Origin of the sequence: Stutzerimonas stutzeri, assembly GCF_024448895.1 — a bacterium.
Taxonomy (GTDB): domain Bacteria; phylum Pseudomonadota; class Gammaproteobacteria; order Pseudomonadales; family Pseudomonadaceae; genus Stutzerimonas; species Stutzerimonas stutzeri_Q.
This window is the reverse complement of record NZ_JAMOIC010000009.1, coordinates 119,946-145,162: the sequence shown is the minus strand read 5'-3', so window position 1 is coordinate 145,162 and position 25,217 is coordinate 119,946. Positions and strand designations below refer to the sequence as shown.

General features: G+C 59.0%; 19 protein-coding genes and 2 pseudogenes. 8 read left to right on the top strand and 13 right to left on the bottom strand.

All coding sequences use genetic code 11. The features are described from left to right. Window positions 1–56: 56 nt before the first annotated feature. Complete coding sequence (locus NA619_RS13085; RefSeq protein WP_255962281.1) at window positions 57–362, bottom strand: DUF736 domain-containing protein; 306 nt, start codon at window positions 360–362, stop codon at window positions 57–59. A 1,005-nt stretch (window positions 363–1,367) separates the two neighbouring features. Here NA619_RS13085 and NA619_RS13080 point away from each other — a divergent pair. Further along, a complete protein-coding gene (locus NA619_RS13080; RefSeq protein ID WP_255962280.1) occupies window positions 1,368–2,438 on the top strand; it encodes a GGDEF domain-containing protein in 1,071 nt (356 codons plus the stop codon). Window positions 2,439–3,163: 725 nt separating this feature from the next. Further along, complete coding sequence (locus NA619_RS13075; RefSeq protein WP_255962320.1) at window positions 3,164–4,006, top strand: ion transporter; 843 nt, start codon at window positions 3,164–3,166, stop codon at window positions 4,004–4,006. 13 nt (window positions 4,007–4,019) lie between these two features. Here NA619_RS13075 and uvsE read toward each other — a convergent pair whose 3' ends face one another. Continuing rightward, window positions 4,020–5,042 carry a UV DNA damage repair endonuclease UvsE gene (uvsE, locus tag NA619_RS13070; protein WP_255962279.1) on the bottom strand — a complete coding sequence of 341 codons (1,023 nt, stop codon included), beginning with the start codon at window positions 5,040–5,042 and terminating at the stop codon, window positions 4,020–4,022. 145 nt (window positions 5,043–5,187) lie between these two features. Next, window positions 5,188–7,017, bottom strand: a complete 1,830-nt coding sequence (locus NA619_RS13065; RefSeq protein ID WP_255962277.1) for an NAD(P)/FAD-dependent oxidoreductase — start codon at window positions 7,015–7,017, stop codon at window positions 5,188–5,190. A 423-nt stretch (window positions 7,018–7,440) separates the two neighbouring features. Here NA619_RS13065 and NA619_RS13060 point away from each other — a divergent pair, with 423 nt between their 5' ends. The 3 genes from NA619_RS13060 (at window position 7,441) to NA619_RS13050 (ending at window position 12,167) form a co-directional block, all read left to right on the top strand. Beyond that, window positions 7,441–9,333 (top strand): sigma-54-dependent Fis family transcriptional regulator, encoded by a 1,893-nt coding sequence (locus NA619_RS13060; RefSeq protein ID WP_255962276.1) that lies wholly within the window; start codon window positions 7,441–7,443, stop codon window positions 9,331–9,333. Window positions 9,334–9,449: 116 nt separating this feature from the next. Next, on the top strand, window positions 9,450–11,465 hold the full coding sequence (locus tag NA619_RS13055; protein ID WP_255962275.1) for a DEAD/DEAH box helicase: 2,016 nt from the start codon (window positions 9,450–9,452) through the stop codon (window positions 11,463–11,465). An 81-nt stretch (window positions 11,466–11,546) separates the two neighbouring features. Further along, window positions 11,547–12,167 carry a glutathione S-transferase gene (locus tag NA619_RS13050; protein ID WP_255962274.1) on the top strand — a complete coding sequence of 207 codons (621 nt, stop codon included), beginning with the start codon at window positions 11,547–11,549 and terminating at the stop codon, window positions 12,165–12,167. Window positions 12,168–12,186: 19 nt separating this feature from the next. On the opposite strand, the pseudogene NA619_RS13045 reads toward NA619_RS13050, so the two are convergent. After that, window positions 12,187–12,336, bottom strand: a pseudogene (locus NA619_RS13045) (winged helix-turn-helix domain-containing protein); the annotation flags it as partial. A gap of 127 nt (window positions 12,337–12,463) precedes the next feature. Here NA619_RS13045 and NA619_RS13040 point away from each other — a divergent pair. Then, window positions 12,464–12,781: pseudogene (locus NA619_RS13040) on the top strand (ATP-binding cassette domain-containing protein); the annotation flags it as partial. 28 nt (window positions 12,782–12,809) lie between these two features. Here NA619_RS13040 and NA619_RS13035 read toward each other — a convergent pair. The 7 genes from NA619_RS13035 to NA619_RS13005 all read right to left on the bottom strand — a co-directional run bounded on the left by NA619_RS13035 (window position 12,810) and on the right by NA619_RS13005 (window position 19,570). Continuing rightward, window positions 12,810–13,568, bottom strand: coding sequence for an SIR2 family NAD-dependent protein deacylase (locus tag NA619_RS13035; protein WP_255962273.1), 759 nt, complete (start codon window positions 13,566–13,568; stop codon window positions 12,810–12,812). A gap of 206 nt (window positions 13,569–13,774) precedes the next feature. Beyond that, window positions 13,775–15,286, bottom strand: a complete 1,512-nt coding sequence (locus tag NA619_RS13030; RefSeq protein WP_255962272.1) for a methyl-accepting chemotaxis protein — start codon at window positions 15,284–15,286, stop codon at window positions 13,775–13,777. Between the two features lie 171 nt (window positions 15,287–15,457). After that, entirely contained in the window at window positions 15,458–15,889 is a 432-nt protein-coding gene (locus tag NA619_RS13025) for a nuclear transport factor 2 family protein (protein ID WP_255962271.1), read from the bottom strand. Further along, the gene (phrB, locus tag NA619_RS13020; protein ID WP_255962270.1) at window positions 15,886–17,313 is read right to left on the bottom strand and encodes a deoxyribodipyrimidine photo-lyase; all 1,428 of its coding nucleotides are present in this window, start codon (window positions 17,311–17,313) and stop codon (window positions 15,886–15,888) included. Before phrB ends, NA619_RS13025 begins: the two co-directional genes overlap by 4 nt. After that, window positions 17,310–18,251: a MerR family transcriptional regulator gene (locus tag NA619_RS13015; RefSeq protein WP_255962269.1), complete on the bottom strand. Its 942-nt coding sequence runs from the start codon at window positions 18,249–18,251 to the stop codon at window positions 17,310–17,312. Before NA619_RS13015 ends, phrB begins: the two co-directional genes overlap by 4 nt. A gap of 2 nt (window positions 18,252–18,253) precedes the next feature. Further along, a complete protein-coding gene (locus NA619_RS13010; protein WP_255962268.1) occupies window positions 18,254–19,216 on the bottom strand; it encodes a YbgA family protein in 963 nt (320 codons plus the stop codon). 138 nt (window positions 19,217–19,354) lie between these two features. Then, a complete protein-coding gene (locus tag NA619_RS13005; protein WP_255962267.1) occupies window positions 19,355–19,570 on the bottom strand; it encodes a TIGR02450 family Trp-rich protein in 216 nt (71 codons plus the stop codon). A 198-nt stretch (window positions 19,571–19,768) separates the two neighbouring features. Here NA619_RS13005 and NA619_RS13000 point away from each other — a divergent pair, with 198 nt between their 5' ends. Both NA619_RS13000 and hemH read left to right on the top strand, forming a co-directional pair. Further along, window positions 19,769–20,668 carry a TIGR01777 family oxidoreductase gene (locus NA619_RS13000; protein WP_255962266.1) on the top strand — a complete coding sequence of 300 codons (900 nt, stop codon included), beginning with the start codon at window positions 19,769–19,771 and terminating at the stop codon, window positions 20,666–20,668. Between the two features lie 71 nt (window positions 20,669–20,739). After that, window positions 20,740–21,765, top strand: coding sequence for a ferrochelatase (gene hemH, locus NA619_RS12995; protein WP_255962265.1), 1,026 nt, complete (start codon window positions 20,740–20,742; stop codon window positions 21,763–21,765). 46 nt (window positions 21,766–21,811) lie between these two features. Here hemH and NA619_RS12990 read toward each other — a convergent pair whose 3' ends face one another. Then, window positions 21,812–24,448: an EAL domain-containing protein gene (locus tag NA619_RS12990; protein ID WP_255962264.1), complete on the bottom strand. Its 2,637-nt coding sequence runs from the start codon at window positions 24,446–24,448 to the stop codon at window positions 21,812–21,814. A 214-nt stretch (window positions 24,449–24,662) separates the two neighbouring features. Next, the gene (locus NA619_RS12985) at window positions 24,663–25,109 is read right to left on the bottom strand and encodes a PAS domain-containing protein (RefSeq protein ID WP_255962263.1); all 447 of its coding nucleotides are present in this window, start codon (window positions 25,107–25,109) and stop codon (window positions 24,663–24,665) included. Window positions 25,110–25,217: the final 108 nt, after the last annotated feature.

The window sequence follows — 25,217 nt, the reverse complement described above, 5'->3', positions numbered from 1 at the left end:
GACCTAATAATCCGCATTTATAGATGCGCCCTGTCGTGACAGGGCGCGGTTGACTGCTACTCGGTTTTTCGGCTCCAGATTAGCGCGTGGCTGCCGTCCTCGCCCTCGATGAGGTTAGCGTAGACGGTAGCAGGCAGTGCCGGGTCATCTATGCTGACCGACAGGTAGGGGCGATCGGATTGGCTGAGCTTTTCCCAAGCGGCGCCGATCTCGTGCCCGCCGGCTGCGACGATTCGATAATCCGGAGCGTTGTCGCTGCTCTTGTTGTTTGGAACGATGTTGACCTTCGCTTGAAGCGTAAGGGTGCGCAGAGTGCCGGTGAAGCCATCTTTGGACGGGGTGAAGGTGCCGATGTTGGCCATGGTGTTACTCCTTTCGGAATCAAGGTCGCGCCCATCGCGTCCTTGTTGTGAACCGGTCGGCGGGTGAGGGCTGTACGCACCGCCATGGCAGCCGAAACGTAGAGAAGGACCGTGAGCACCGAACAATTTGTATCGCGAGGAAGCCGCTCGCCGGCGGGGAAAATGTTTGGTGCGAACGGTTGCGGGCCCAGGCCCGATCCCGCCAGGATTCACGACGAGCCAAGGACGCAGGGGCTGACCAACCGAATTGGGCCAGGCCATCTCTCAGGTCTTCGCCACATTCCGAAGTGGCTGCTCGAGCCTGTGCCTTTAGGAGAATCTGGAGGTGAGTTACGGACAGCTCTGCAGCGTGCTGCGGGATGAGTTCATGTAGCCAAGCTCGCGTGCGAGAAGCGCTAACAGTCTCTGCGGCCAATGTTCATCGACCGTGGCTGTAACAGCGACCTAGTGAGGCTAACTCCATCTAGGCTGGGCGTATTAAGAAGGAAATCCAATGGCGGTGCGGTGGTAATCGTTTCCGAAGTGAACAGCTGAACGTCGGCGTAAGATGCGTCAAGAAGGCGCAGCTCGTAGGGGCGGAGAAAGCAGCAGGTTAGTGATTTACCGCTCGTATCCAGCGTGCCCTCGTGTGTACGAAAATGTGTACCTAACCACAGCTGGACTTTACTTATTACCTTTAAATTCAGTAGCTTACACTAATAATTCGAGTCTCTCCGTCCGCACCATCTAATGGTTTCCTGGCCTCTTATGAGGACTCGGAAATCCCTGAAAGCCCCGTAATAGGGGCTTTTTTGTGCCTGCTTTTTTCCTTTTCGCTTCGTTAAAGCTGGGCCAACGAAGCTCGCTGTGTACATGCGTGCGCGTGTACACGGTGATGACTGCTGTCTGTGCGCAGTCGGCGTGTCCCAGTCCAGTCAAACGCTCAAGCCTACGCCATTTCAGCAGGGGTAGCGGTGGGCAGTCACAGGTCGCTTCCAAGCAGCTCGGCGCACTCGCAACCCTCGTTTGGATTTCGCTGCTAGGATCAAATCAAAGCAACTGTTCGGACCCGAAATGCTCATCGCACCGGCGCACCCTGAAGAGGCACTACGACAGTACACGCTCGACTGTCTGAATTTGCTCGACACGGCGGCGGATGTGCATCTGGATACATTGGTCCGTGTCGCCCAGAGTGCCTTTGGCGTAGAAACGGTACTGATCAGCCTCATAGACCGAGATCGGCAATGGTTCAAAGCGAGGCAAGGCACTGACATCAGCGAGACGCCGCGCGATATTTCTTTTTGCAGCCATACCATTTTGCAAACCGATTCGCTGATCGTGCCGGACGCACTTAAGGATCCGAGGTTCAGTGACAACCCGCTCGTTTCAGCGGCGCCAAGGGTGCGCCTTTATGCGGGCCATCCCATAGTCGTCAACGGTTTCCCGGTGGGCTCGTTTTGTCTGCTTCATCCGCACCCTCGCGATCTGACAGGTGCGGAGCAATCCATGCTTAAAGACCTGGCAACGCTCGCTGAGGGCTACGTAGTTCAACGTATTCAGAGCACGCACATTCGCACGCTGTACGAAGCACTGGATGCCGAGCGGTTGAGAGCAATGACCGATCCGCTCACCCGCGCGTGGAACCGTGACGGACTGACTTACCTTGCGCCTATTCTGATTCAGGAATCGGAATCCAGCTCCAAGCAGCTGGGCGCATTGTGTTGCGATCTCGATCACTTCAAGTCTGTAAACGACCGGTACGGTCATGCCTTCGGTGATCAGGTACTGGTACAGGCCGCCCGCCAGCTCAAAACAGTACTGCGCGCAGACGACTTACTCGTTCGACTTGGGGGTGAGGAGTTTGCAATTTTAGTACTGGTTAACCAGGCCGAGGAGTTGCAGATGCTGGCAGAGCGCGTGCGGCTGGCGCTCGTTGACAAGCCTATCGCTTGCGGTCCCGAAACAGTATCCATTACCGGCAGCGTTGGTGTGGCCGTCAGGCGTGACGATGAAACGCTTGAGGGTCTGCTGAGCCGAGCGGATCAAGCGATGTACCGTGCCAAGATGCACGGTCGAAACCGTATTGAGCAGGCGTAACGCGTTCAGCTTCGCTATGGCGGCGCGTGGGAATGAATTCGGACCGCTTCGAATGCGGCAGTCGGGAGCTTCGCTTCAGCAGCGGATGAAGTTCACGAAAAAGAAGATCAAAAATGTCTGCCCAGGGTGAATGCCAATGCCTTTCTGGATGTGGCCATCCTACTGATCGAGGTCCAGCTTGGTCGGTCTGGTGCGGCAGGAGAACGCAGTTGCACTTGCCGGGAGCCCATGCAGAAAAGTACCGATGAACCGTCGGTGCGACTCGAACGAATTAGTTTCACTCCTCAAAAGCAGCAGTTCGAAACCAATACAATTTTGATCGCTGCGCTGGCATGCCTACGTCACGCTGAGCGCATCTGTCTATGGCGTGGCTCGAAATGCGGTGCGTGGTTGTCATGCGCGCTTGTCGGCCTGTAACGAGCATGATGCGTCACATGTTGCCTGCTCCGCTGGTGATCCAGCAGATCAAACGCCGCCCGTGCCTGCATGAGTCTTGCGGTGGCTCTGGAGCGCCGGTCTATGGCTGGCGGCGATATGCCAAGAAATCAGGGTTCCTGAACGCCAGCATGCAACGAAACACCGGGTTGCAATCAGTAATCGCCCGGGTGCGCTCCGCTGCTTCCCCGGCCCGATTCGCGGAGCCATACTCGCGCCCGCGAATCTCGGCGCGCAGGCAGATAGGCCAAGCGGTGCCGAGGCAATGTAAGTCACCACGAGTAGGCATCATGCAGCTAGCAACATCCGAAACGCGTTCGAAAGGCCGTCTGGAGCAATTCATTGAGCGACCAGCAGTGCAGCGCACCATTTTGCTGTTGATCGTCATCAACGCGGTCATCCTCGGCATGCAGACGTCCGCCTCGGTCATGGCTCGTTGGGGTGACGTCCTTGTTCTGCTCGACACAATCATCCTGGCTGTGTTCGTCGCAGAAATAACAGCGCGCATCTATGTTCATCGCGCTGCTTTCTTCCGCGATCCCTGGAGTTTGTTCGACTTTGCAGTAGTCGCCATCGCTCTGGTGCCTGCGTCCGGGCAGCTCAGTGTGCTGCGCGCTTTGCGTGTGTTGAGAGTGATGCGCATGGTGACGATGGTGCCGTCGATGCGGCGGGTGGTCAGCGCGCTGTTGTCCGCCATTCCGGGGCTGGGCTCGATCGCGATGGTCCTGGGGTTGGTTTTCTATGTGTCAGCCGTAATTGCAACCGGGCTGTTTTCTGCCGACTTTCCTGAGTGGTTCGGAACCCTGGGACGTTCGGTTTACACACTGTTTCAGGTAATGACGCTCGAAAGCTGGTCGATGGGAATTGTGCGCCCGCTGATGGAGGTCTTCCCGTATGCCTGGGTTTTTTTCATCCCGTTCATCCTGATCGCGACCTTCACTATGCTGAACCTGTTCATCGCTATCATCGTCAACGCCATGCAGACCGTGACCGATGCAGACCGCCAAGCCACGCAGTCGAGCATTGATGCCGCACGAGATCATATCGAGACCGACCTGCATGAGGAGGTCCGCTCCCTGCGAAGCGAAATTGCCGAGCTTAAGGAAATGCTACGACGTGAGCATCGCCCCTAATCACTGAACCGCATTACACAGACTCACCCAGGTAGTCGCGGTAGTAATCCAGCGTTGCGAGGTTCTTGTCCTTGGCTTCGAACATGATGTCGAAACGGTCCAAAAACTCGCGTGCATAAAGGTTCGTCCAGCGGTTCCACATGCGCTTGCTGTGGCTATAGAGGTCGCGTTTGCTGACCTTTTCGAGTAGTGCCGGTATTTCCAGCTTGTCGTCGGCAGCGAATCCAAGCTCCATCAGACCCTCCGGCGGCTGCGAGTAGTGCATGGTGGGTCGCACGCCGTGCCAGCTTTCGATGATTCGCGCCACGCGCGAGTCATGCGGATCTATATAGCTGTTTTCGTTGATCCAGCAATGGTGGATATCCAGCACCACGGGGGCGAGGTCAGCGAGCTGCAGGCAGTCATCGACGCCGTAGGTCTTTTCCTCGTTCTCGAAGGTGATGCAGTTGCGTGCCTCCTGCGACAGGAGAGGCCAGATGGAACGGATGCCTTCAACGCCGAGCTTACCGGCGATATGCACGTTGCACTTGAAGTCCTGAAACTGTCGTCCAAAGCCCATCATGCGAATCATGTCGGCGTGGTACTCGAACTCCGCCAGGCTGTTCTCGACGACCTGAGGCTTGTCCGACGCCAGCACGCAGTACTGCCCGGGATGCAGCGAGAGACGGATATTCGATGCCCTGGCGCGTTCCCCGATTTGGGCGAAACCGGTCTCCATCACCGTGCGAACCTCGGTTTGACGATAAAAATCGGCGGCCTCGGGGTGGCTGTAAAACGGCATCAGGTCACTGCTCAGGCGCAGCATGCGCAGCGGCGCTGGCAGGGTTGCGACGTAGTCGAGTAGCCGCAATTGCGCCGCCAGATTGTGCTCGATGATGCCGTTCAGCTTCTCCCGCGCCACCTCCTGCGACACGCTGTTGAGCCAGCGCAGCGTGGTCGAGCGCGGGTTGAAGGCACGCTCAATGGTTTCCAGCTCTTTCAGCGATGCGCTGTGGCCGGGGTGACGATACATGCAGGCAAAACCGATTCTGTACATAACAACCTATTGCTGGGCTGCGCCATGCAGCGGGGCGCGAAAGATGACTGTTCTGATTAGTGCGCACTGCGCGCGCGCAGTGCGATACATCTGACGAACGCGATGAAAAACAAACGGAACCCGAAGGTCCCGTTTCGTTGCGCGTTCAGCCGCGGTGGTAGCTAGGCGCAAGCCTATACACCGATGTGTCTAGCCCTTCGAACCTTGCCTTCAGTTGAAGCGCCAGATACAGCGAATAGTGCCTGGACTGATGCAGGTTGCCGCCATGAAACCAGAGGTTCTGCTGTTGCGTTGGCTTCCACATATTACGCAGCTCACCCTCATAGGGGCCTGGATCTTTGGTCGTTCCCGAGCCCAGCCCCCAGCAGCGCCCGACTTTATCGGCGACTTCCTGCGAAATCAGTTTGGCTGCCCACCCGCTCATCGAACCATACCCCGTGGCGTAGACAATCAGATCTGCAGGCAACCGGCTGCCGTCATTAAGTATTACGGCATCGGGCTCGATTCGCTCCACGTTTAGGCCACTCCCACTTTTCAGCCTAATGGTGCCATTCGCAATCAGCTCCGATGCGCCCACATCTATGTAGTAGCCCGATCCACGCCGAACATATTTAAGAAACAAGCCGGACTCGTCGTCGCCGAAGTCGAGCATGAAACCCGCAGCAGCGAGGCGATCATAGAAATCCTTGTCGCGCTCTTTGACCTGATTGAATGCCTGACGGTGAAACTCCGGCAAAACCTTGTATGGAATTGAGGCGAACAGCATGTCTGCCTTGTCTGTGGTCAGCCCGCCTTCGACGGCTTCCTCGGAATAGAGAGGCCCGAAGACGATGTCCATTAACGAGTCTGAACGGACGATGTGAGTGCTGGACCGTTGCACCATGGTTACCTCGGCGCCGTTTTCCACAAGATCGGCACAGATGTCGTGGGCAGAATTGTTCGCGCCGATGACCACCGCCCGTTTGCCGCGCCAAGCGTTGCCACCGGGGTGCTCGCTGGAGTGGTGCTGTTGCCCCGCAAAATTCTCCGCACCACGATAGACCGGGACGTTTGGCACGCCCGACATGCCGGTAGCGAGGATCAGCTGCGTGGGCGTAAGTGTCATTGGCTTGCCGTCACGCAATACCTGCACGGTCCAATGACCTGCCGTTTCATCGAAGCTGGCGCTCACGCATCTGGTCTTGGCCCAGTAATTGAGCTCCATGACCTTGGCGTACATTTCCAGCCAGTCGCCGATCTGATCCTTGGGCGTGAATACCGGCCAGTGGTCAGGGAAAGGCAGGTAGGGCATGTGGTCGTACCAAACCGGGTCATGCAGGCACAAAGATTTGTAGCGACTGCGCCATTGATCACCGGGCCGCTCCGCCTTGTCGATGATCAGCGACGGCACACCCAGACGTTTGAGGCGCGCTCCCAGGCCCAACCCGCCCTGGCCGCCGCCGATGACCAGGCAATACGGCTGTTCAGTAACGCCGAGCGCGGCCTCTTCATCCCGGCGCTTTTCTAGCCAATTACGTGTGTCAGCGCGGCCGTGGCCATGCTCTGCACCCATCGGTCGACGACGTCCGATAGGTTCTTCGAAGTGTTTGAGCTCGCGCATCGTAGTTAGCAGGGTCCAGCACAGGCCGTCCTTGAGCCGTACGTAACCTTTGCCACGGGCAACGTCGGTTTCCAAGCTGATCCACCCTTCGAGCACGCCATCGGCCAATGTCGCTTCGCCCTCGAGCTTCCAGTTTTCAGGCTTGGTTTGAGCCAGTCGGCTTTCCAGCATGTCGCGAATATCGCTCTTGCCTTCGAGAGTCACCAGGTTCCAGCTGAACAGAACAAGGTCACGCCAGTGACAATCTTCGGCGAACAGCTCGAGCGCGCCGTGTATGTCCTGTTGGGTGAGTCGCTTGCCGAGCTGGTCGACCCAGGCGGCCAGCTGGGCAGTTGGCGCATGGGTAGGGGCCATGGTGTCAATGCTGATGTTCATGGATACGTCCTTCGCAAAGATCTTGTTATGCACACTGCGCGTGATTGCGCCGCGTGGAATAGCGAGTCGGATAAAAGCAAGGCTAGCCGCCGTCAAATCGCTGAAGACCGTGGCAGTTGATAAGGAAGCCAGGCGGAAGGGCAGAGGGGAGACGTACGGGTCGGGTACGACGCATAGGTACCTCCTTATCTTGTTGTTATCCGGTTCGCCCATCGAGTAGAGCAAGGGCTGGGCCAATGGCAGGAAAGGTGCGATCCAGAGGGGTTGGACGAAGACTGAAGAAGGCCTGAGGCAAATGCTTGTGTCAGATCTGACACAGCCTGACGTGACAGTCTGTGTCTTCTGCGAGACGGCATGCGGTGTGTGGCCGATTGGCCTATGCTGGCGAAAACCGCTCCTGAAATATCGCGGAGAAAAATAAAAATGACGTCACCGCACATCGCCCGGCACGCCCATCGAGTTCTCAGCTTCGGCGAAGGCCTGGATGCACCAGATGGCCCGACGGCTGACCCTGCAATCGCCCGGTCATGGCGACGCTGCCTGGACGAGCATCACCTTGATCCCACCAGTGCTCGCGCGACCTGTGTGGTAGAGCAAACGAGGCTGCGCGAGCACAGGGAACAACTGCAGCAAGTGGTCGGCGTGGCGCATTGGCAAATGAGCAGCCTCAATCAGCAATTGGGTGGTAATGGTCATGCCATCCTGCTGACCGACGCCAGCGGGGTCGTGATCGATAGTGTTTCAAGCGAATCTGAAAGGCAGGAGTTCCAGCGTGCCGGACTTTGGCTGGGTGCTGTGTGGGATGAGGCTGTCGAAGGCACTAACGGCGTTGGGCTTTGCCTGCTCGAGCGCCAGGCCCTGACCATTTGCCGTGGCGAACACTTTCGTGGGCGTCATGCAACGCTGACCTGCTCGGCGAGCCCGGTGTTCGATCCGCAGGGTGAGCTACTGGCCGTTTTGAACGTTTCGTCGGCGCGGGAAGAGTTAAGTCACCAGCGTCGTTTTCACACGATGGCGCTGACGAATCTTTCAGCGAAACTCATTGAAAGCTGCTTTTTCCTACAGCACTGCGAAGGCGCCTATCTGCTGCGCTTTCATGCGCAGCCCGAGTACATCGGATTGCTCAGTGAAGGCCTGCTGGCCTTCGATGGTGGCGGGCAGATCAGCGCCGTCAACGATACTGCCATGAGCCTACTCGGGACCACTCGAGCCCACTTACTGGGGCAGTCACTGGAACAGGTTCTAGACATCCGTCTGGATGAGTTATTGCAGCGCGCTACGCCGCAGCCTGGCGCCTGTTGGCCGCTGCATACCCAGGCTGGGCAATTGCTGCAGGGACAACTGCGTGGCCCCAAAATACGCGTGATTCAATCTGCGCCACACCAAAACATCGAGCGCGCAGCGGCAGGCCTTTGTCTTGGTGACCCGTCGGTGCGCGCTAGTTTTCAACGGGCGCTCAGAGTGCTGGAACGGGACGTTCCGGTGCTGCTGCACGGCGAGACAGGTACGGGCAAAGAGGTGTTTGCCTCGGCGCTGCATCGCGCCAGTTCACGAGCTAGGCAGCCCTTCGTTGCGCTCAATTGCGCAGCCATCCCGGAAACACTGATTGAAAGTGAGCTGTTCGGTTATCGCGGCGGCAGCTTTACCGGCGCCCGTAAAGAAGGCATGAGCGGCAAACTGCAACAGGCCAACGGCGGCATCCTGTTTCTCGATGAGATCGGCGACATGCCACTGGCCCTACAGACCCGTTTGCTGCGTGTGTTGGAAGAACGGGAGATCGTGCCGCTGGGTGCTCAAACGCCTACTCAATTGAGCATTCGGCTGATCAGTGCAAGCCACCGTGACCTTCAGGCATTGGTTGCTCAGGGCGTTTTTCGCGAAGATCTCTACTATCGCCTCAACGGCTTGGTAGTGAACCTGCTGCCGCTTCGCGAGCGCAGCGACCGTGACGCCATGCTTGATCATTTGTTGATGGAGGAAGCACGCGGCGAGACCATCTTGCTAGAGCCGCGAGCACGGAGCCTGCTGCTTTCGTACGCCTGGCCTGGCAATGTGCGGCAGATGCGAAATGTACTTCGCACGCTTTCGGCACTGGCCGAGCACAGCTATATCGCAGCGGCGGATGTCGAGGCGGTTCTGCCGCTCGCACAGCCTGTCGGATCAACGCGAGACCCGCTGGGCGATGCCGAACGTGATGCGCTTCTGACGGTGTTGGAGGCGCGGCAATGGCATATGACTCGCGTAGCGCAGCAACTGGGTATCAGCCGTAACACGCTGTATCGCAAGTTGAACAAGTACGGCATCACCAGAAGCTGACAGCGTTTCGAGAGGCTGCCTGCATATGCGGCCACCATTCCTCACACCAGAGCCTGCCGGCCGCAGAAAACCCTTACCATATCAATCCATCTGTCGGTGCTCTGGTTGGTTTTTCGATGTTGTCTGCTGTTAAACGCTACAAACTCCTGCTGTCCGGAGCGCTGGCGCGTTGCTTTCCTCGTACCTCAGCCTACGTTCAATCTGAAGAAGATCTGGTTCTTCGTCGGTGGCCGAGCGCCACCCCCAAATCAGGTACCAAACAGGACGGCAAGCAATCCGCCAAGCGAGCAGGTAAACAGGCCGGGCGGCTGTCGAGCAAAAAGTCCGGGCGCCTGCCAAAACAGCAGGAAGATGAACCAGGCAAGCCTTCCAAGCCTAAAGTTAAAAGCCGTCAGCCCAGCGACGGCATCTACGGGCCGGCAAAAATGCCGGTCGATGGCTCGCAGGCCCAGGCGATGCGCCTGCGTGTCGGCAGAGCGGTAGAGGCGGGCGTGATCTGTGCGCCCTCCGAAGAACAATGGGTAATGATCCTCAGTGACAGCCCGGTGACACGCATTTTCGCTGGCGCCGGCTCGGGCAAGTCCACGACGCTGGTCCTGCGCGTGGTGTTCATGCTTTGTCACATGGGCATTTCGCCCGAGCGGCTGACAGTCATTTCCTTCACCAATGCGTCTTGCGCGCAACTGCGCGAACAACTGGTGCGCGTGCTCGGGTTCTGGAATTTCGATTTCGATCCCGCAAGTGCTTGGCAATGCGTACGGACATTCCACTCCGCGATGGCGGTGCTGGCCAAGGAAGTGCTGGGTAAGCCGGTCTGGTTTGAGCAGATGGATGAAAAGGGCGCCTCGGCTACGGAACTGGACAACCCGCTGACGGCTTCGCGACTGCGGCCCGCACAACAGCGCCTCCTGAAACAGGCTTATCAGGACTGCTATACCGAAGACGAAGCGTTTCGTGGGTTGGTGCATGAGCTGCTGCAGCTGCCAGCGCCAAGCGACGCTAACGGAGCACGCGTCCCGCGGGCACCGCTGGATGCCTTCAAAATGACTGGTGAATTCACTCCGATGCCGTTGTTCGAGGCGCTCTACGCGCAAGCCGGATTCATCGAAAGTATCGGCATCAAAATCGAACAGATGCAGCCAGCGCGGATGGAATGCTCACCTCGTGAGCGGACATTCGTAGAAGCGTTGATCCTGTTCTGGAAGCATTTCCAGGCGGCGCTCGACAGTCAGGGGCTTATTACTTTCAACGGCGCGTTTCAATCGCTGACCCAGCGGCTGGCAGCCGGAGGTTCCGCTGTAACTAACGATGCGCTGGCGCCGTTCAGTCATCTGTTGATCGATGAGTTTCAGGACATCTCCCCACAGATCGTCCAATGGCTGCAAGCGTTACATCGCGCTCTGTCTCGCCAGGGCGAAGCCGTAAGCCTGATGGCCATCGGAGATGACTGGCAGTCGATTTATGGGTGGCGCGGCAGTTCACCGGAGCTGTTCATGGATTTCGATAAATACTTCCCCGGCCGCGGTGCATCGAAGAAGAGCCAGGTGCTGATGCTGGAAACCAACTACCGCTCCATCGAGCCCATCATCCGTGACGGTGAGGCGGTACTGAGTGGTGTCGCATTCAAGCAGGCCAAGGTCAGCAAGGCAGCGCGGGCGACGCAGCAAGGCGATCACGGAGTGAAGCTTGTAACGCGCTTCGACGCCAAGGCCCGGCTTCCCGATCTGATCAAGGTGATTCAAGCCCAGTGTGAATACGTAGCGGGGCGCCCCAATGCTGATCGCAATGCTGTGCTGGTGCTCAGCCGGCGCAACGAACCCTTGCGTGCTATCGAGTCGCAGCTGGACCGCAAACTGCCAGTCAAGACCTACACGATTCATCGCGCCAAGGGCCTGCAGGCAGAGGTCGCGATCATTGTCGATGACTGCCTTCCGGCTGAGCGACATCCCTTGCGCAACGCGCTGTACGCCTACAGCGGCTTCTTTCGCAACAGCTACGACCAAGCCATGGCGGATGAGAACCTGCGCCTGGCGTACGTCGCAATCACCCGCGGCGTCAGCCGCGTGTTCTGGTATACGCAAAAAGCTCAGGGTGCGACGCGTCTGTTGGCTGATCGGAGTACGGCGCGTTAGTCCGCGGCGCTGGTAAACGGCAGCGTTCTACGGATAGGGTGAAAGCTTTCCACCCATCTGAACGGACTGGAGCGCAAGCGCATGTTGAAACTCTGGGGACGCGGCAACTCGACCAACGTGAAAAAACCGCTCTGGTGCCTTGAAGAGCTCGAGGTTCCATACACCCGCGTTGATGCCGGCGGCGTCTTCGGGATCGTAGGCGAGCCGGACTTCATTGCAAAAAATCCCAATAAACTCGTGCCCTGCCTGGAAGATGGCGAGCTCGTCCTGTGGGAATCCAATGCCATCGTGCGGTATCTGGCGGCACAGTACGGGCAGGGCGTGCTATGGAATACGGACCCGGCCCAACGCGCGCAGGCGGACAAATGGATGGATTGGGCAACGTCCACGCTTGCAGCACCATTCCGCCCGGTGTTCTGGAACATGGTGCGTACCGCGCCCGACCAACGCGACATGGCTGCCGTGCAAGCGGCGCTTGAAGAGTGCGGGAGGCTGCTGGCTATCGCAGACCAGGCGTTATCCACACAACCCTATCTGTCAGGTGAATCGCTTGGAATGGGCGACATCCCGCTGGGTTGTTACGCCTATGCCTGGTTCGAGATGCCCATCGAGCGCCCGGATCTGCCGCACCTGCGCGATTGGTTCGACCGGTTGCGGCAACGCCCGGCATATCAGGCTGCAGTGCTGACGCCGCTGACCTGAGGAGGGCCGTTCGGGGTGCCGGCTGGATGCGTACCAGACCAAGTGCGCTGAGCGATGAGAGCGCCTCGCGCAGGGCGGCCCGGCTGACGCCGAATCGCTCGGCCAGCTCCAGTTGTGACGGCAGCGCATCGCCAGGTTTATAGGCGTCGTCTTCGATCAGCTTTCGGATCGAGGCGACCGCAAATTCAGGTCTTGCTCGGTTGATCGATTGCGTGGGCTTGGTTCGGATTCCGATATCGGTGATTGAGGTTGGCGGCGCGTCGCACTGATGCACTGCTAGCTGTAAGCGCACCGCACTGTCGGGTGGGCAGCAACAGCGAGTGGCAATCGCGCGAGCGCTTGCGATGTCGCCCAAGGTATTGCTTTGTGACGAGATCACGTCCGCACTCGATCCCGAACTGGTCAATGAGGTGCTGGCTGTAGTGAAACAGCTCGCAAACGAAGGCATGACATTGGTGATGGTGACGCACGAGATGCGTTTCGCCCGGGAAGTCGGCAGCAAATTGGTGTTCATGCACCACGGCAAGGTGCATGAAGTGGGGCATCCCGACGCGCTTTTCGCCAATCCGCAAACAGCCGAACTCAAACAGTTCATCGGTTCGGTCAACTTGTGATCGTCGCTTCCTGGCGTGGCGGGTGATCTCAGGTATTTCTTAAGGAGTCGACCAGCCTGGGTAATTGTTCACCAGCGAGGCCTGCCAGCGCGTATTCACGATCATGGCGGCAGGCTTGCGGTTGTGGGTTGATGTGTACTACGACTGCGCCCGCTCGCCACGCGAGCTCTGGAACCTCGGCAGCCGGGTAAACCATGCCCGAGGTGCCAACGGAGATCAGCAAATCGCAATTCTCCGCCGCTTCGAATGCTGCGTTCAAAGCCCCTACCGGCAGGCTCTCGCCAAACCAGACGACACCAGGACGCAGAAGCCCGCCACACGCTGAGCAGCGCGGCGGCTGCAAGCGACGCCCGCCTTCCGGTTCGTCCGGCATGCCCAGGGGCACGTCAGGGGATTTGCCGCAATTGAAGCAGCGTGGCGCGTGCAGGCTGCCGTGTAGATGGATGACGTCAGTGCTACCGGCGCGCTCATGCAGATCGTCGACGTTCTGAGAGATCAGAGTCATACGAGGAACCTTACGGGCCAGTTCGGCGATCGCGTGATGTGCAGCATTCGGCTGTGCCTGCAGCACTTTCATGCGGCGCCATTCATACCAGCCCCATACCAGCGCCGGGTCCGTCTCGAAGGCTTCAGGCGTAGCAAGCGATGCAGCATCGAAGCGCGCCCAGAGCCCTGTCAGCAAATCACGAAACGTGGGGATGCCGCTTTCTGCCGAGACGCCTGCACCGGTGAATACCACTACGTGTCGGGCTTTACGAAGCGATTCGATGAGCGATGTGGAAAACATGGTTGAGGCTCCTCTGCGGGCATGAACGGCCTGGCGGGGCGTCAACAAATAGCATTCGATGCATACGAACGCCAACGTGGCGAAACGGAGTGCTGCTTTGAAGCAATGTCGGATGCGCTGGGCTGCCTCGATTATCCGGGCAGCACGCGCGCGATAGTGGTTGATGCGGCGCTTAGCAGTTGCCGCCGAAAGGGTCGGCTGTCCCGTTAGCGATTCGCCGCCTCACGAACCGCGAAGCGTCCGCTGAGCGACCCCAGGCGGGACGCCAATGTGCTCAGGCCGTTACTGTCCTGGTCCAGCTCGTTGGCGTCCAGGGCGTTTTGCTCGGCGATCTGCTGAACGCTGTGCAAATGGCTGGAGATGTCTGCCGAGACGGCGGTCTGTTGATGGGTGGCGGCGGCGATCCGTTCGTTCATGTGGCTGATGGCTTCGATTTCCTTCGCCATCGACTCGAGCAGAACCGTAGTCTGCTGACTGTCATCGACGCAACGGACCACGCTCTGGCGGCTGTCCTGCATGGATTCTGCAGCTTTGCGGCTACTGCTCTGCAGACGACTGATGATCTCTTGGATTTCGCGCGTCGAGGTTGCAGTTTTTTGTGCGAGGTTGCGTACCTCGTCGGCAACCACAGCGAACCCGCGACCTTGGTCGCCGGCACGGGCGGCCTCGATGGCAGCGTTGAGGGCCAGCAGGTTGGTTTGCTCGGCGATGCTGCGGATCACTTCCAGTACACGACCGATCTGTTCTGACTGAACGGCAAGGTCCTGCACCACTTCATCGGTGCCATCGATGCGCTTGGCAAGCAAGCCGATCTCGTTCTGACTGTTTGCTACTGCCGCACGGCCTTGTTCTGCTTTGGTATTGGCTGCCTGGGCGGCCTGAGCTGCGCGGTCCGCATTACTCGCAACTTCTTCGATGGCCGAAGACATTTTATGCATCGCGTCGACCATCTGTGCAGTTTCAGCCAGCTGACGGTCCGCACCTTCGCGCAAATGGCGGGTAGCCTTGTTCAAACTTCCTGCGGTTTGGTCGAGCCCTCGTGTGTCGCTGACTACAGCGCTGACGAGCTCGGATAGTTGATCCAGAAACTGATTGAAGCGGTTGCCAACCGGACCGTTCGCCGAGCAGCGCTGGCGTAGATCGATGTGTGTCGGATCGCGAGTGATCTCAGCGGCGGTACTGAGCAAGGCCTCGCCTTCACGCGCTTCGATATTCGCTTTGATTGCCAGATAGATGAGGATGGCGCTCTCCAGCACAACATAGAAGGCGTGAAGAAAGACTTCACTCCAGGTGCCGTCCGGCATCAGGAAGACTCCGGCGCCTTGCTGTTGCAGGGCAAAGAAGCTCAGGTGGTGGACAGCAATCGTGGCAGCAGCCACAACGATCGGCAGCCAGTCACGGTAGTACACAAGGAAGGCAAGCAGCGCGAAGATGCCGAAGTGCATCTCGAGCATTCCGTGTTCCTGGTTTATGTGCAACGCGGACATCACCATGAACGCGGCGCCGATGAGGCATCGCATCAGGCGTTCGCCGGCGATCAGAGCGTGAAGGGCTGTCATGGCCAGCGCGGTGCCGCCACCAATGACTAGGGCCTGCCCCCAAGTGCCGCTGTCGGCGGCAAGGCCGAACGACCAGACAGCCATGAACCACAAGACACCGAGCATGATCCGGTCGGCTTTACGATAATGGTCTTGCAGGGTGAGGGGTTTTTCGTTCATGGCACAGCTCTCTGAGGGCGCTTGGACGCGCCTTTATATATCGGCTGAGGGGAGGTCACGGCGCATGCCGTCTGTCGGCGAGAATGTCTGCAGTCATCAACCGGAGGCGGCTGGGGGTTGGTCCTCGAAAAGCTCACGCCTTGGTCATCTAACCGAGACTTGCTGCGACGGTCATGCGATGCGTTGATGCAATTCGCGGATCAATGTGCCGACGATCGGAACATGCTGGTACAGCAGGGCGCCGGCGTCGAAATAGTCTCTATGGCGCACCACCTTGCCCTCGGTGTTCCAGCGCAGCATCGAGCAACCTTCGAGAATGATCGGCTTCCCACGGTTGAGCCGGGTGTGGCGATAGCTCATTACCCAGCGCACATATCCTTCGCCTTGGCGCACCTCGTCAAAAGCGAAGAATTCGAAATCGAGCGCTGTGACGTTTGCGTATCGCTCAGCGAGATATCGTCGCAGCTCATCCAGCCCGCATATCTCATGTAGCGGATCGGTGAAGTGAACCTTGTCGTCATAAAGATCGCCAAGGCGGCCAAGAGAACCAGCATCCAGCTGCGCGAACCGGTCACAGATCTGCCGCAGACAGTCTCCGCTCATGGGGCTTCCCCGAGCTGCCTGAATGCGCTCAGCGCGCGCTCACGGCTCATCGACAGGTCGATGATTGGAGGCGGATAGTCGACGGTCGTGAACAATCCGTTCAGCTTTGCCGGGTTATGTATGGCTCGTTTATCGAGACCAGCCAGCTCCGGCAGCCAGTGCTCGAGGAAGCGCCCGTCCGGGTCGAACTTGGCGGACTGGCTGATGGGATTGAACAGGCGAAAGTAGGGCACCGAGTCGGTCCCGGTCGAAGCGCTCCATTGCCACCCGCCGTTGTTGGCTGAAAGGTCACCGTCGATCAGGTGTTGCATGAACCATCGCTCACCCTCACGCCAGTCGATAAGCAGGTTCTTGCTCAGGAACATCGCAACCAGCATGCGCAGCCTGTTGTGCATCCAGCCCGTGGCCAGTAGCTGACGCATCGCCGCGTCGATGATCGGGAAGCCTGTACGGCCCTGTTGCCAGGCGGCAAGCTCGTCGGGGGCGTGGCGCCAGGGGAGGGCATCGGTCTCTGGGCGAAATGCGCGGCCCATCGAAACCCGCGGATAACCCACAAGGATGTGCTTGTAGAACTCCCTCCAAAGCAACTCGTTGATCCAGGTAACTGCACCCGGATTGCCGCTGTCGAGTTCACCCTGATTGGCTCTGAGCGCCGCATGCAGGCACTGGCGCGGCGAGATTACCCCGGCCGCAAGGTATGCCGAGATCTGGCTGGTGCCGGGCTCGGCAGGGAAGTCTCGGCGCAGCTGGTAATCGGCCAAAGCCTCCTCGGAAAATACGGCCAGCCGCTTGCGCGCAACGTCCTCTCCAGCAGGCCACAGTGAACGCAGATGCTCTGTCGGTTGCGCGAATCCCTCAACGCTTTCAGGCACCTTGTCGCTCTTGATCAGCAGCGGTGCCTGCCGAGGCGGTACGGGAAGACATGGTGGGAGCGAATGGGTTAGGCGCTGATAGCAGAGTTTGCGGAACTGGCTGAACACCTTGAAGTAGCCGCCCGAAAGGGTAGTTACGGAGCCGGGCGTGAACAGCAGTTGGTCAAGGTGTCTGCGCATGATGGTAGGTGTTGATTCCAGCGCCTCACCGACGGCCACGTCCCGCCGCTGTTCATTGACGCCGTATTCGTCGTTCACATGAAGCGTGCTGATTTCATGGGATCGGCACACCTCCGCGATCACGCCGGGCGCCGCTTGCCAGTCAGCAACGGTGCGGATCAGAAGCGGTACGTTCAAGTCCGTCAGACGGATTGAAAGCTCGGCCAGATTGCGCAACCAGAAATCGACTTTGCACGGCGCGTCATCATGAGCCTGCCACTGCTGAGGCGTGATCAGGTAGAGCGCGATAGTCGGTCCGGCGCTCATGGCGGCGTCCAATGCAGTGTTGTCGCTAACGCGCAGGTCCGTGCGCAGCCACATCAGCTGATTCATTCCAGATAGCCTTTTGGATTCTCGAAAAGCGGGCTCGCCTGAAGCGCTTCGAGCGCCGCCAGTGGGTCGATGGCCAGTGTCAGACCGGGCATGTCACGCAGTTCCGCCTGATGGATGCTCGCCGCAGGCCCCACCAACAGCAGCGGCATGCCGTTCGGGGCGGTAAGCCGCGGCAGCTGACGCTGGAGATAGCCGCTGTCCAGCGATTGGCTGGCGTACAGCAGCAGCCCTCGTGGGTTTATCCGCTCAAGCGCCAGGGGCAGTTCGGTTAGCGGCACCGACCACTCGATCACTTCGACCGGGCAGCCCGCGCTCGAGGCCAGCCACGCGCTGAGCCAAAGACCCGGCTCGAAACGCTGGTCGCACAGCGTCACCAGCAACAGCGGCGTACCGCTGTACTGACGATTGCTGTGGTACACGCGAGTGCCAAGCTTGGTCCGCAACCAGGAATTGAACATCCCACGCTCGAGTTCGGCCCCGAACTGGTTTGCCCAGCGTTGCTCAAGGCTCAACAGCAGCGGTAGCAACAGGTGTTTGCACAAGGTGCGCGGCGGGTAAAGCGAAAGGGCTCGGTTGAAGCTTTCATCGAGCTGCCGTTCGGATAGATCACCAATGGCCTGCAGCATCTGCTCATGCATGCCGCCCCACTGGTTGTGCTCGGCCAGATTCTGCGTCTGACGCGCATCCAGAAGTTGCTTGACCTGGCCTACCGCAACACCGCGATTGAGCCAATTAAGAATGTTGTTGATCCGCTTGACGTGGGTGTCGTCGTACAGTCGATGACCCTTGGGCGTGCGACGTGGCACGATCAGGCCATAACGGCGCTCCCAGGCGCGCAACGTGACCGGATTTACACCTGTCAGTCGCGCTACCTCTCGTATTGGAAACCAGCCATCAGCAAAGCTTGCGTCGATATCGTCGTCATCGGTGAGGGTCATTTTCAAATGCCGTTGCGCAGGCTGAGGTCTTCCGGGTGCGGTTGCATGTAGACCTGGGTGGCCACGTAGCGGTCCGGATGCCGGCGGAAGTGGTGCTTGAGCAGCGTCATCGGCACCACCAGCGGAACGATTCCCTGGCGGTACTGGCTGATCAGGTGTTGAAGCTCCTGCTTGTCTTCGCCGCAGATATCATTCTTCAGATAGCCGCTAAGGTGCTGCAGGACGTTGCTGTGGGTGCCACGCGAAGCAGTCTTTTTCAAAGCCGACATCAGCTGGCTGAAATAGACCGGCGCGAACTCGTCCAGCGGCTTGTTACCGACCGTCGCGACCAGCTGTCCAAGAGCCTTGTATTGAACGGGGTCGGTCGCCATCAGCTGGTACTTGTAACGCGAGTGAAATTCGACGAGCGCCTTGCGGGTGAGGCCGGTCTCCAGCAATCGATGCCATTCGGAATAAGCAAAGATCCGGGTCAGAAAGTTTTCCCGCAGTACCGGATCGTTGAGTCGACCATCTTCCTCGATCGGCAAATCAGGGCGCGCCTGCATCAGCGCGTGAGCAAATAGACCCGAACCGCCGCCATCGATGGGATGTCCATTGGCCTGGTACACCTTGACCCGCTCCATGCCACAGGAAGGCGATTTCTGCATGAGGATGTAGCCGCTGATGTCATCCAGCTCGGCGGCAATCTGCTTGCCGTACGCGGTCAGCGCATCACTGACATCAAGCTCAGGATGCACCGTGCCGACTGCACGCGGGCTCAGCGGATCGCCAACCAGCCGAATGGGCTCACGGGGCGTACCAAGCCCTATGGCGACCTCAGGACATATCGGGATGAACTCGAAGTGGCTGGCAAGCGTTTCGCTGCACAGGCGTGATTCCTTGTGGCCGCCATTGAAACGCACCGGGCTGCCGAGTAGGCAGGCACTGATACCAACCTTGATGTGTGGGCGAGGGGTATTGGGCATAGGACGACCTCATGGTGTCTTGTACAGATCAATTTGTCTGTACAACATGAGGCAATCATAGGGGCTTACTTGTACAAGTCAATAGAGTACGTATAAGAAACGCGAGGGTTCAGTGTTGCCTTGTACAACATCATGGATCTATTGCCAGCCAAGTCGCCAGATCTGGTCGTCCCGCAGCTCGCGCCAGTCCAGCCATTGACTGCGCTTGCTGTAGACGGCCTGCAATTCGACCTGGAGCACGACGCCTTCCTCGTCGCGCTGAAGCTCGGTAATGAGAAAGTGCTTCTCTTTATTCTGCGGTTGTGTGGCAGTCCACTTGGATAACAGCAGCTTGTCCGGGTTGAAACGATTCATGGCGACTCCAGGAATGAGAGGCTGTGATCGCAGGTATAACCTGCTCTAGGGGCTTAGAGCCGCTCCGGTGATGTGTGGACATAGGCTACGCTTGCCGTACAAAGCTATACAACATTATTCACATGTATAGGTGTACTATCGGTTCCACGCTTGCAGGCTGATCGTCGGCGCGGGCTGCGTCTGACTAGAGGAGGCGCCATGAACATTCTGATCACTGGTGGCACGGGTCTGATCGGTCGAGCGCTTTGCAAGCGCTGGCTGGAACAGGGCCATCGTCTTTGGGTTTGGAGCAGGTCGCCGCAGGAGGTTCATGAGCGGTGCGGATCTGCGGTCACTGGAGTCGGCGCGCTGAACGAGCTCGACGAGGTATCGCTCGATGCTGTGGTCAATCTGGCCGGTGCGCCGATTGCAGACCGCCCCTGGACCAAATCTCGTCGACTCTTGTTATGGAACAGCCGCATCAAGCTGACTGAGCAACTGGTCGGGTGGCTGTCGATGCGTGAGCACAAGCCGAAGCTGCTGATTTCGGGCTCGGCCGTTGGTTGGTATGGCAACGGTGGCGAGCGGGAGCTGAATGAAGAAGACATGCCGGTCACCAATGACTTTGCCAGTCAGCTGTGCGTCGCCTGGGAAGAGAGCGCCATGGTTGCCGAACAGTTTGGTATCCGAGTGGCGCTGGTCAGGACTGGGCTGGTGCTCGCGCCACACGGCGGTTTTCTGCAGCGACTCAAGCCGCTGTTCGCATTGGGCCTGGGTGGTAGACAGGGTAATGGTCGCCAGTGGATGCCCTGGATTCACATTGATGACCAGATCGGCCTGATAGATTTTCTGTTACGGCAGAGCGATGCAGCTGGCCCCTACAATGCCTGCGCACCGCACCCGGAGCGCAATGCGGACTTTGCCAAAGCCTATGCGAAGAGTTTGGGGCGCCCGGCAATTCTCCCGGTACCGGCTTTGGCGCTGAGGGTCGGGTTGGGTGAGCTCTCGGGCTTGATCCTCGGCGGACAGAAAGCGCAGCCGTCACGGTTGCTCGCCGCAGGCTACAACTTCCAGTTCGACACCCTGGATGCGGCATTGGCGGACCTGCGCAAGGCGTAACCGCTGTGTGAAAATGGCGCCGCCGTCCAGCAGGTCGCGGCGCGATCCTTAATCAGTTGTCAGGAATGTGCATGTCAGAGCAGGCGTTGTTGTTGGTCAATCTGGGGTCACCGGCCTCCACGGAAGTGGCCGATGTGCGCCGCTATCTTAATCAGTTTCTGATGGACCCTTATGTCATTGACCTGCCGTGGCCCGTGCGCCGCTTGTTGGTCTCGCTGATTCTGATCAAGCGTCCTGAGCAGTCCGCACACGCCTATGCGTCGATCTGGTGGCCCGAAGGCTCTCCGCTGGTAGTGCTGAGCCGGCGTCTGACAGACGCCGTACGCCCGTACTGGAAAGACGGCCCGGTCGAGCTCGCGATGCGTTATGGCGAGCCTTCCATCGAGACGTCTCTGCTGAAACTGGCTGACCAGGGCATTGGCAAGGTGACCTTTGCTCCGCTGTATCCGCAGTTTGCCGATAGCACCACGACCACCGCGATTGAAGAGGCGCGGCGCGTGATCCGCGATCATGGCCTCAGCATTCAGCTGTCGATCCTTCAACCGTTCTACGATCAGCCAGAATATCTGGACGCCCTTGTCGCCAGCGCGAAGCCGCATCTGTCGCAGTCGTTCGACCACCTGCTGCTGAGCTTCCACGGCCTGCCGGAGCGCCATCTGCACAAGACGGACCCGACAGGGTCGCATTGCTTGAAGAGTTCCGACTGCTGCCAGCGAGCCGAAGGCCCGGTGCTCGCGAGTTGCTACCGCGCACAGTGCATACAGAGTGCAGCGGCATTCGCCGAGCGTGCCGGATTGCGTGCGGATCAATGGTCGGTGTCATTCCAGTCGCGCCTCGGTCGGGCCAAGTGGATCGAGCCCTATACCGAAGCTCATCTGGAAGAGTTGGCTGCTCAGGGCGTGAAGAAACTGCTGGTGATGTGCCCGGCATTTGTCGCCGACTGCATTGAGACGCTGGAAGAGATTGGAGATCGTGGTCGCGAGCAATTCATCGAGGCCGGTGGCGAAGAACTGCAATTGATCCCGTGCCTGAACACCCATGACCAGTGGGTGCAGGCGCTGGTGGATCTGTGTCGTCGCGCCCCTCTATCGCTCTAGTGAGCCGTTGCGTGTGGCTGGCTGCGAGCATGTGATGCGCAGCCGGTCATGCGACTGCTTCGAGGTCCAAGGCTTCGAATTCGAGCAGCGACACAGGGCGGCTGAACAGGTAGCCCTGGAACATTTCGCAGCCGTTGGCGATCAGTAACTGGCGCTGCGCTTCGGTTTCCACACCCTCGGCAATGACCTCAAGGTTGAGCCCGGCTGCCAGCGCACAGGTGGCGCGGATGATGGTCTGGCTGCTGGCGTCATCCACCAGCTGGCGCACGAATGATTGATCGATCTTCAACTGGTCAAGTGGCAGCTGTTGCAGGTAAGCCATCGAGGAATAACCCGTCCCGAAGTCATCGATGGAAAAACGAATCCCATGCGCTTTCAAGGTCGTCATTCGCACAACGGCTTCTTCCATGTCGTCCAGCAGCAGTGACTCGGTGATTTCAAGTTTGAGCAGCCGCGGATCGGCGCCGCTGTGCCCCAGCATCTGCAACAGGCGAGCGACGAAGTCAGGCTGATACAGCAGGCTCGCGCTGAGGTTGACAGCCAGTGTCAGTCTGCTCCAACGAGGGTGGCCAGCCCAGGCAGCGAGTTGTTCGCACGCCTGGGTCAACACGATGAAGTCCAGCATCTCGATCAGCCCTGCACGTTCCGCTGGGCCAATGAAATGGAAGGGTGATAGCAGGCCGCGTTGCGGGTGCTGCCAGCGCACCAGCACTTCTGCGCCGACCAGGCCATGATGCCGTTGGATCTGCGGCTGGAAGTGGATCACGAATTCTCCGGCACCAAGACCCCGCCGTATTTCATCCTCCAGGCGCAGGCGCTCCTGTACCGCCTGCTGCATCCGAGGGTCAAAGAATCGCAGCGCGTTCTTGCCGGCTTGCTTGGCCTCGTACATGGACATGTCGGCGCGCTTCATGAGCTCCTCGGCGTCGCCCTCGCCGGCATTGAGCAGCACCACGCCGACACTGGCACTGCTATGCAGCAAGAGGGAGCCAAGCGGGTAGGGCTGGGCGAGCGCCGAGAGAATCTTGTCGCCAATGTGCTCGGCCTGTGCGGCGGCATACTCGGCGTTGTATTCCAGACCCTCGAGCATCACCACGAACTCGTCACCACCCAGTCGGGCCACTGTATCGGTGCTGCGAACCTCACGGTTCAACCGTTCGGCGACCATGCAGAGCAACTGGTCACCTGCCTGGTGGCCATGAAGGTCATTGATGTTCTTGAAATTGTCGAGGTCGATGAACATCAGTGCGCCGTAGTGCTGACTGCGCTCGGTAGCGGCCAACGCCTGCCTGACACGATCAAGCAACAGCCTTCGGTTGGGCAGGCCACTCAACGGATCATAAAAGGCCAGATGGTGGATGCGTTCTTCGGCAGCCTTGCGCTCGGTAATATCGGTGAACGCCGCAACGTAGTTGGAGACACAGCCTTGTGCGTCGAGCACCGTGCTGATCGACAGCCACTCGGGGTACACCTCGCCACCCTTGCGGCGGTTCCAGATCTCGCCTTGCCAGGCGCCGCTCCGCTCGAGACTCTCCCACATTGCCTGGTAGAAGTCGGGCGAATGCCGGCCGGAGGCTAACAGGCGTGTGTCCCTGCCTATCGCTTCCTCCGCGCTGTAGCCACTGATATCGCTGAATGCCTGATTCACCCGCAGAATGCGGTTTCCAGCATCGGTAATGATCATGCCCTGCTGACACTCGAACGCGATCGATGCGATGCGGCGCTCCTGCTCGGCATTAGCACGGTCGCTAATGTCTCTGCTCAGGCACACCACTGCCGGTTTGTAAGGTTGCGCCAGCTGCAGGCGCTGGGCGCGTACTTCGAAGACCCTTAGCCCGTCCTTGGTCTGGACGGAATATTCAAGCAGACCGGGGGAATCGCTAGCGAGCGTCTGCTGAATCAATTCACGAAACCGCTGCGCCTGTGGGGCTGGAAGGACGTCGTCGAGCGTTTTGCCTACCAGCGTTTTGTCAGTACCGTGAATCAGGGTGTCATCGTTGGCGACCACTTCCAGGTAGCGGCCGTCTTCGTCGACCACTAGCAAAACATCCGGGATGGCCTGAGCGATGGCGCGCAGACGGGCCTCACTGAGATGCATCGCTCGCTCTATTTGTGCTCGATTGAGAAGGTCGGCCAGCAATAGGCCGAGCAGAACCACCGCGGTTGGCAGTACCAGGAGCATCGGCAGGGCGACCTGATCCAGGGTCGGTCTCACGAACGGAGCGGGAAGGAGCAGCAGCGATGCCACGACGCATGCATGCAGCAACAGGCCAAACGGCAACAGTTGCAGCAAGCCAATGCCGACCTGTCCGCGACGATGGTAATGCCGATAGGCCAGTCCGAGCGCGATTGGCAGCAGAACGTTCAACAGGCCGACCCAGACGCCCGAGCCACCCAGCCAAGCCCGGTAACTGCCCGCCAATAGTCCGGCAATACCCGCCACAAGTGGTCCCCCGAACAGAGCGGCCATGCTCAGCACGACCGAGCGTGCGTCAAAGATGATTCCGGATTGAACGGAAATCGGCATCAACATGCCGACGATGCAAGCCCCTCCGAACCAGACGCCGGCCGTGCATTGCGCCCACCGCTGGTGGCTCTGCCCCCAATGTCGTGCTGTGAACGACAGCAGCCAGCAGAGTGCAAGCAACACGAAAGCGTTTTCAACGAAAGCATAGGTGGTCAAGGAGCCAGTCCGAGTACAACCGCCGTCCGGGTTGGCGGTAGATTAATGGCAGATAGCTATTATTCGTATTTACGAGGCGCCTGCATAGTGAGGAGCTCGTTCCACGCGCAATGCGACGTGGAGGCGTGCTTGTTTGCAGGCCTCGTGCGCAGAGTGTCGGCGGCGATGTGTCGAACTGAAATGTCGGAGGTCAGAAAGAGACCGGAGGAGGGGGCTAGCCTTTCAGTGCATTGAGCTTGTCGCGGAGTTCCTGAACCTCGGCTTCCAGTTCACGCACACGCTGCTTGGCTTCGACTTCAGGGGTGACGTCCTTTTGGATGCCGATGTAATAGGTGAGCTGATCGCCTTCGTTGAAGACCGGCGTAATGGACAGTTCATTCCAGAACGCACTGCCATCCTTTCGATAGTTGCGGATGATCTGACGGCATGGGGTATTGGACCGGACGGCTTCGCGTATGGCATCCAGGCCCGGTTGGTCACGGTCGTCTGCCTGGAGGAAGCGGCAATCCTGATAGAGGATGTCGTCGATCTTGTAGCCGGTCAGTCGCTGAAAAGCGGGGTTGGCGTAGATGAGGATGTTGTCGTCGCCTTCCTGCTCGGCTACCACGATTCCGTCGTTGGAGGCTTCGATTACCAGTTGCAGCAGCTTGGCATTGATCATCTGGGTGTCTCTTGTTCGTTTCGCCGCATTCTAGAACAAGTTCTTCAGGCGCGGCACAACGCTTTTGTAGCGTGGCTGTTTCGCTTGCTGATATCTCCATGGGCCGAC